The organism is Geobacillus zalihae NBRC 101842 (genome assembly GCF_001544135.1).
In the GTDB taxonomy this organism is placed as follows: Bacteria; Bacillota; Bacilli; order Bacillales; family Anoxybacillaceae; genus Geobacillus; species Geobacillus zalihae.
The window spans coordinates 1-5636 of record NZ_BCPV01000102.1 but is presented as its reverse complement, the minus strand read 5'-3'; the positions used below and the strand labels follow the sequence as shown (position 1 = coordinate 5636).

Below are 5636 nucleotides of genomic sequence, written 5' to 3'. Positions count from 1 at the left end.
TTGAGTATTGATCGCAGACATCAAGACTTGTAGCAGTGTTCACCTAATTTACTTTCGATAAGGATACTGTTTTGAGCGCAAAAGGGGAAAGAAAAATAAGCAAAAAGCACCACCTCGATAAAAGTGGTGCACAATCTCCATTTTTTATTTTTTTCACAAACGGCAACGATTTTCAATGCTGTTGAAAAAGCCAAATGCGATATGAGACACCCTTGCCTTCCATTCCTCGGAGAATTCCCAAAGTATTCCGTGATTTAACCCAAAAATGAGCATCTTACCCCGTTATGGCAAAAATACTAAAGAACCAACAATCTCTCTATATAGGGATTAAAAACGAGAACACATAGTTCACTTTTAAAGTAATCATTTTGGTTCAAATAATTGACAGAAATATTAAATCCATTGTGATTTTCTTCATTTCACGCTTTCCTCTGTGCCACAAACATGGTCTATTCAGATTTTGTTGTCGCTATTTCTAAACTTCTCAATTGGTTATACGCAGGTTCTTCATGAAAACTAAGATCCAGCCCCATTAATTCTTCCTCTTTACTTACTCGCAACCGCATAAACAACGACATTAATTTCAAAATGATGAATGTGCCGACAGTAGCTAAAATAATAGCTATGACAACACCTATACATTGATGCAAAAGCTGTTCAGGATTACCGTAGAGCAAACCATCATTGCCCGCAGGATTTACTTCTTTTGTCGCAAAAATCCCTGTGGCAACTGAGCCCCATATGCCTCCAATACCATGAACTCCGAAAGCATCCAATGTATCATCATATTTAAGTCGTGCCTTAACAAAATGTATAGCGACATAACAAATAGGCGCAACAATAATGCCAATAATCAGTGCTGAAGGGATAGTGACAAATCCTGCTGCAGGAGTAATAGCAACAAGACCAGCTATCGCCCCTGTTGCAGTTCCCACTAATGTAGGCCGCTTACGTACTATCCACTCTATGAACATCCATCCTAGTCCTCCAGCCGCCGCGGCAATGTGGGTGTTTACAAAAACAAGGGAAGTGATATCATTAGCACTTAGGGCACTACCGGCATTAAACCCAAACCATCCAAACCATAAAGTAGCTGCACCAATCAGAAAAAGCACAATATTGTGTGGAGCATGTTCTTTCTTCAAATATTCAAACCTCGGCCCAATGATTAAAGATGCTGTAAGGGCACTTACTCCTGAAAGAATATGAACAACAGTCCCACCAGCAAAGTCCAGTTCTCCCATCTTAAATAACCAACCGCCACCCCACACCCAGTGAGCCATCGGCGCATAAACCAATGTTACCCACAGAACCGAAAAAACGAGCCATGCGGAGAATGAGATACGTCCAGCAATTCCCCCAGAGATAATGGCCACCGTAATTGCAGCAAAAGCGCATTGAAACATCGCAAAAACGTAATGTGGAATCGTTAGTGTACCAAACGCCGCTTCCCCATTTACTCCATGAAGACCTAAATAATCGCTTCCACCAATAACTCCTTTAATATCCGGTCCAAAACTCAAACTATATCCCCATAACACCCAAACAACAGAAATAACTAATAAGCTAACAAAACTATGCATCATAGTCGATACAACATTTCGCTCACTGACTAATCCCCCGTAAAAAAGAGCAAGACCTGGTACATGCATAAAAATAACAATCGCTGTACAAATTAACATCCAAGTTGTATCTCCAGAGTTAATGGAAGACGTTTTTTCAGCAGCAAAAGCATTAAATGGAAAAAGAATGATGCTTCCTAATAGAAAAGCCAATAAATACTTTCCTTTTTTCAACATGATAACAGCCCCCCTTTACTCTTTCATCATATGATGGAGATTATGACCGTTTAGTCCACTTTTACTGCCTACATTTTCAAAATCAAAAAAGACAGCTACACCGATAATCATTAACGGTACGATGATTGCCAAACAGATCGAATAAAACTTACTTATGATTTTGGAACCCTTTTTTGCTATTTCTCGATTAATAAGCACTACTGCCAGAGAAAAACTGAGAATATAGACTACATCCATATATACAGTCACTAAAGCTATGGAAGGGGATTGTAACATCTCAGCTAACATAGCCCCCATCATTCCACCCATTAGACTAGCCACTAAACCATCTATAATCGCCAGCAACCCAAACGGTTTTCCAAGCAAATAAGCAATGCAACCACTAAGAGTAACGGATAATATAGTTGAAACAGCCAACTTACCATGCAAAAAACTGGCCAACAGAAATCCAACAGTTAAACTGTTTACCATTGTTAAAGCCATTGTAAGTACTTTTCCCATGACATGACTTAGGAAACGACCATTGGCATAAATCTTTCTTAGATAATAAGCAGTGTATAAAGAGATAATAACTATACTAACTACAAGTAACATACGACACCTCCGAAAATAGAGAGCTTATCGAAAAAGGAGCTGGTTCAAACAGCCAACTCCTTTTTCAACGCTTAATGTTGACAAGAGGAACCTATGTTCGAATGGCACTCTTTAGGTGTAGGCCGCGGCAAATCAATAGCTGGATTACGATCAAAAAATCCCACTGGTTTCAACTGAAAATTAATATACGCCGTTGGCATCACAGGCCAATCTTCCGGACGAGTAATATGATGATGCCCCATTGTATACCAAACTACAATATCTTCATTCTCGATATTACGGTTGGCTTGAATGTATTTCGGCAATCCATCTCCTCCTTTATGTTGGTTAGGGTATTTTCCAGAAGCATACATTTCATTTTTATCAAATTTTGTAACATGCAAATGATGTTTAATAAATCCGGCTCGTTTAATTAAGCTAGAATCGTCATAGGCGAAAGGAAGACAATTTTCACCCGGCACAATTTTATATCCTACAGGCTGTCCAACTGCATTGAAAGAATTAGGATTGATGATTTTCCATGTACGCTGCGACTCTAAATTCATCACTCTGCACGCCTCTTGTTCTGTTTTAAATGTCGTTGTCTCAGTATAAAAGCCATTATTAAACGGATTATGCAGGCCTTTTGTCTCCCGTACTGTATTAATTTCTACTAATGAGTTATTCATCCCGTCTATTTGAGTATCAAGACGAAATGTAAAGAAATGCTGGTGAAAAGGCGCATTTAACTGCGGAGCAATAATATTGCCATATTTCGGCTGTTCATCTGGATCAAGTGCTCCTGTATTAACAATTCCCGTTAATTTCACCTCCACTTCAATCGTGCCATCTTGATAAAAATACCAGAAAAATCCATAATCATAGTTTGCTACAGTTGCAAAAAATGAGATGACAAGACGCCGTGATCGGCGCACTTCTACATGTCCTGTTCTCCAATCTGTATGTTTCCAAGCAACTCCATAATCTTCTTCATGCAAACAAATCGCATTAGGAATGATTTTGACGTTTCCCCTGCTATCGGTCATCACTGCATCAAAATAACGAATCTCTCCCAAACAGTCGCAACCAAGGGTTAAAGAATTCGCCAACTGTCCAATCCCATATTCCCCTGCATCAAATGCATTTTGACGATTATGCGCAGGTGAGGCATCGGCGTACGGAACTACCATTTCGGCTAACGATGCCCGATAAAGAATAGGACGAATTTTTCCTTTATCTTTATATCCAATAGTGTGAAGAACAAGCCCCTCTCTCGGTGTGAAGCTAAAACGAAAATCCCATTTTTGCCAACGTATATGATGACCATCAACTTCAAAGCTTGGCCCTTCTGGTTGAATAATTTCAAGCGGTTTTAAATCTTGACGGAATTGAATCGACTCAGAAGTTTCTGGTGTGTAATTCCCATCTAATGGTGGTAAAGGTTTTACAGCAAAATCATCAATTTTGATAACTTCCATTTTATTCAAATCAACAATAGCTACCAAACCTGTAAGAGGGTAAGCATAACCATTATCACCTGGAAATTTGCGCACCCATGCTAAGGCCCGAGCAATTCTTTTTCCTTCTTCCTCTTCGATATTAAAATAACCAGCAGACCAAGGATCAATCATAACTAAATCAGGATCAGTAATTCCCCTTTTTAATAACGCTTTTCTATATTCAGGATGATTTTTTACTACTCTTTCACATTCCTCAAATTCATCTAGCATAAAATTCGGTTGAACATCTGGAATATGCTCCCATGATACAACCTCTTCATTAGTGATTGAAACGACTGCTTCGTAAGTTTTTTCCGTTTCATTATCTAAAATAATAATGAAAGCTTCTCGATTAATAGGATCTCCGTCTTTGTAATTGAGTACCACTTCCTTTTCCGGTTCATGCAAAACAACTTGAACAAATCTCACTTTATGCCCCAAATTCTTTTTTTCTCGTAAAATGGCAACAGCCTTTGTAATTTCTTCTGCCGTTAGCGGCTCTAAAGGATGGGAAATTTTTTGTACTTTCACTTCACCGTGTGTATGCATGAACAATTCCTCCTTAAATAATAAATTTTTTCTTTATGATAGCTGTTTAATGGTCAGTTTGTATTGTACAAACCGGAACAAGTAACAAAATATAACTTTTAATGTAAAAAAAAATAACAATAAAATAGAAATAAAATAATTCATTATATAAAAATTAATTTCAAGAAATAAACATTATCACTATCTAAATAGTAAATACAGGAAATAGGATAGGAGGGTGATACAGTTGAAAAATATTAATCGTTATTTTCCTTTTCAACCGGAAATTCAGGCGAATACAGATTCTTATGTGGAATTAAAGCCAACAGGACAGTCTATTGATAAAGATATTGCGCTATTTTATCAATTTAAAACAACGAACGATCCATCCTATTTTTCTCTCGTTCCCGATGGCTGCTTTGATATATTGTTTTGTTGTGACTCCAACCACCCTTCCGCTTTTCTTTGGACTAGTCCTTTTCAACGGCGCAAGCAGCCAAACTTTATTAACAACTGTGAATATTTTGGGGTAAGGTTTTTTCCTGAACAAGGAATGATTAAATTAAATTATCCGATGGAAGAACTTTTGGAACAACAAATCCCTTTATTTGACGTTTTATCGGGGAATCCAAGCATTATAGAGGAAATCGCAGCCGGAGAAAGTTTCAGCAATAGAGTAGCGATATTTAAAAAATTTTTATATAAGACTAGATGTGAAATGGGTTATGATTATCAAATTATTGATTACGCTATTCGAAAAATTTATTTGTCCAATGGGGGATTGAACATCAGCGATTTATCAGAAGAGACTGGTTATTCTGATAGATATATACGTAAAATATTTGAAAAATATATCGGATTTTCACCTAAGCAATTTTGCCAAATTGTTAAATTTCAAAATTCTCTAGATATGATCCTAAAAACTGAGAGTTCTCTCTTGGATAGCAGTTATTACGATCAGTCTCACTTTATTAGAGAATTTAAAAAATTTACCCTTTTGACTCCTAAACAATATAAAGAAATGTATAAATCTGCATTATAATATGAACAATTGGCATTCCCACAACATAAGGGTAGTTATATAAATGCACCTTGAAAAGTTAAACTTTAGATCGGCACTGTCAAGAATTTTGTATAATGCAAGATAGATAAGGTATCTCTGAATGGATTTTAGAATAGAGAGAGGTGGATTGACCCCCTAAATTTGGACACATCCTATCTTAATTTTAGGTTATTT

Annotated in this window: 4 protein-coding genes; 1 reads left to right on the top strand and 3 read right to left on the bottom strand. The window is 37.1% G+C overall.

Annotated features, from left to right (window positions below):
- Window positions 1–449: 449 nt before the first annotated feature.
- The 3 genes from GZ1_RS17075 to GZ1_RS17065 form a co-directional block, all read right to left on the bottom strand.
- On the bottom strand, window positions 450–1706 hold the full coding sequence (locus GZ1_RS17075; protein WP_197501146.1) for an ammonium transporter: 1257 nt from the start codon (window positions 1704–1706) through the stop codon (window positions 450–452).
- 108 nt (window positions 1707–1814) lie between these two features.
- Entirely contained in the window at window positions 1815–2393 is a 579-nt protein-coding gene (locus GZ1_RS17070; protein ID WP_060788967.1) for a hypothetical protein, read from the bottom strand.
- A gap of 71 nt (window positions 2394–2464) precedes the next feature.
- A complete protein-coding gene (locus tag GZ1_RS17065; RefSeq protein ID WP_060788966.1) occupies window positions 2465–4420 on the bottom strand; it encodes a primary-amine oxidase in 1956 nt (651 codons plus the stop codon).
- 226 nt (window positions 4421–4646) lie between these two features.
- On the opposite strand from GZ1_RS17065, the gene GZ1_RS17060 reads away from it, so the two are divergent.
- Window positions 4647–5441, top strand: a complete 795-nt coding sequence (locus tag GZ1_RS17060) for a helix-turn-helix domain-containing protein (protein WP_060788965.1) — start codon at window positions 4647–4649, stop codon at window positions 5439–5441.
- The last annotated feature ends 195 nt before the right edge of the window (window positions 5442–5636 follow it).